Genomic DNA, 2,158 nt, shown 5'->3' on the forward strand with positions numbered 1-2,158 from the left:
TCCTACGTCGTCCGCGAGGGCGATACCCTCGGCGCTATTGCCGAGCAGTTCGGGCTCACGGTCGAAGAACTCGCAGCCGCCAATGGCCTCGCCGACCCGGACCTCATCTTCCCCGGGCAGGAGCTGCGCATCCCCGCACCCGGCGCCTCGCCGTCGCCGACGCCCACCGCCACGCCCGCGCCCTGACGCCGCCCGTCAGCCGGCGGCCGTCGCCTCCCCCGCCCGGGCGGGCAGGTTCGTGACCAGGTATTCCGCGACCGGCGCCCGCAGCGACGGCCGTGAGTTGATCGCCCGCGGCATCGTGACCGTGCGAAAGCTGAAGCCGCGGTACAGCTCCTCCACCTCAGGCAGCGCGCTGTTCGAGAGCGCGAACCACGCACCCCTCCCGGCCAGCTCGCGCACCGCCCGCGCCAGCCGGGCCTGCTCGGCCGGGCCGAAGCGGTCGCCGGTGTAGGCCGTGAAGTTCGAGGTCGCGCTCAGCGGCACGTAGGGCGGGTCGAGGTAGACGAAGTCCCCGGGCCCCGCAAGTTCGCACACCTCCGCGAAGTCACCGCAGCGGAGGTCTGCCGACCGCAGCGCCTCGGAACAGGCTCGCAGCTTTTCGGCATCGCAGATGAGGGGGCGAGCATACCGCCCATGGGGCACGTTGAACTGCCCCCTGCGGTTGAGCCGGTAGAGCCCGTTGTAGCACGTGCGGTTAAGGAAGATCAGGCGCGCGGCCTGCTCCGCCTCGTCGTCGGGCTCGCTCGCCCGCACCCGGTAATAGAGCGCTGCCCGCTCCGCGTGCCCGGCCGCGAGGTACTCCGACGCCAGCCGTTCGAGCGCCGCGATCACCGCGCCGGGCGCGTCGCGCACCTGCCGGAACGTGAGCATCAGCGCGGGGTCGGCGTCGTTCAGGACCGCCGGCGCGGCCAGCCCCCGCCGGCGCAGGCCGAAGAACATCCCGCCCCCGCCGAGGAACGGCTCGAGGTAGCGCTGCACGGGCAGGCCCGCGATCGCCCCGGCGATGACCGGCGCGAGCCGCCACTTGCCCCCGGCCCACTTCAGGAACGGCGCCGCCATCCGCACCATCGTGCCACCGGCCCGGCAACCGGCAACCTCCCCCGCCGGCTGCCCGGCTGGTACGGTGGAGCCATGGAATACCGCACCCCCGGCTCCGGCCGCGAAGGCGCCTGCATCCTGCTCATCCGTGCCGATGGCGCCATCCTCCTGCAACAGCGCGATGATGCCATCGCCCCTGCCGGCTACGGCCGCTGGACCCCGCCCGGCGGCGGCATGGAGCCGGGAGAAACCCCCCGCCAAACCGCCATCCGCGAGTTCGAAGAGGAAACCGGCGTCCGCCTCGAGCGCGTCCGCTTCTTCGCCACCGTCACCCCGGCCGAAATCCCCGAGCTGCTGCCCGCGCGCCTCCACATCTTCTACGCCGACGACCCCGTCCCTCGCGAGGCGATCACCGTCCACGAAGGGCTCGACTTCCAGTACCACCACCCGCGGGACTTCGCCGCCCTGCCGATGAACCCCGGCACCCGCGCCCTCCTCGCCCGCTTTACCGCCAGCGACGCCTATCGCGGCACCGTCGGCATGCTCCAGCCCTACCGCGCCGGCGTCGGCATTATCGCCCTCGACCGCTGGGGACGCCTGCTCCTGCAGCTGCGGGACGCCGACCTGCCGCCCGAGCGCTTCCCCGGCTGCTGGTCCATCCCCGGCGGCCTCATCGAACCCGACGAGCCGCCCGATGCCGCCGCCTTCCGCGAGTTCGAAGAGGAGACGGGCGCCCTGCTCGAACACCTCCGCCTCTTCCGCGTCTACCGCCGCGCCGAGCTGCCCGGCTCCCTCACCGACGTCTACCACATCTACTACGACGACCCCGACCTGCCCGAGGAGCTCCTCGAGGTGCGCGAAGGCCAGGCATTCCGCTACTGGGCGCCGCACGAACTCGACCGCCTTCCCCTCGCCGGCCCCGCCGCCCGCGTCCTCGCCGATTTCCTCGCCAGCACCCTCTACCGCCGCCTCTTCCACTAACGAGGGGAGACCCCGCCCCACCGCCCCACCCCGCCCGGGGAGAAGGGGAGGAGGGGAGAAGGGGAGAAAGATTCCCCTCCCGGTTCCCCGCTCCAACTTCCCACCTCCAACCTCCAACCTCCAACCTCCCACCTCC

3 protein-coding genes are annotated in these 2,158 nt (G+C 72.5%); 2 read left to right on the forward strand and 1 reads right to left on the reverse strand.

Going from position 1 to position 2,158, the window contains the following annotated elements:
• Positions 1–186: LysM domain-containing protein (locus VAE46_RS09495; RefSeq protein WP_322796693.1), on the forward strand; the 186-nt coding region annotated here is incomplete at its 5' end.
• A 9-nt stretch (positions 187–195) separates the two neighbouring features.
• Here the strand turns inward: VAE46_RS09495 and VAE46_RS09500 are convergent.
• A complete protein-coding gene (locus tag VAE46_RS09500) occupies positions 196–1,062 on the reverse strand; it encodes a Dam family site-specific DNA-(adenine-N6)-methyltransferase (RefSeq protein ID WP_322796694.1) in 867 nt (288 codons plus the stop codon).
• A gap of 72 nt (positions 1,063–1,134) precedes the next feature.
• Here VAE46_RS09500 and VAE46_RS09505 point away from each other — a divergent pair, with 72 nt between their 5' ends.
• Positions 1,135–2,022 carry an NUDIX hydrolase gene (locus VAE46_RS09505; protein ID WP_322796695.1) on the forward strand — a complete coding sequence of 296 codons (888 nt, stop codon included), beginning with the start codon at positions 1,135–1,137 and terminating at the stop codon, positions 2,020–2,022.
• Positions 2,023–2,158 lie beyond the last annotated feature (136 nt).

Source organism: Tepidiforma sp. (genome assembly GCF_034433535.1).
GTDB lineage: Bacteria > Chloroflexota > Dehalococcoidia > Tepidiformales > Tepidiformaceae > Tepidiforma.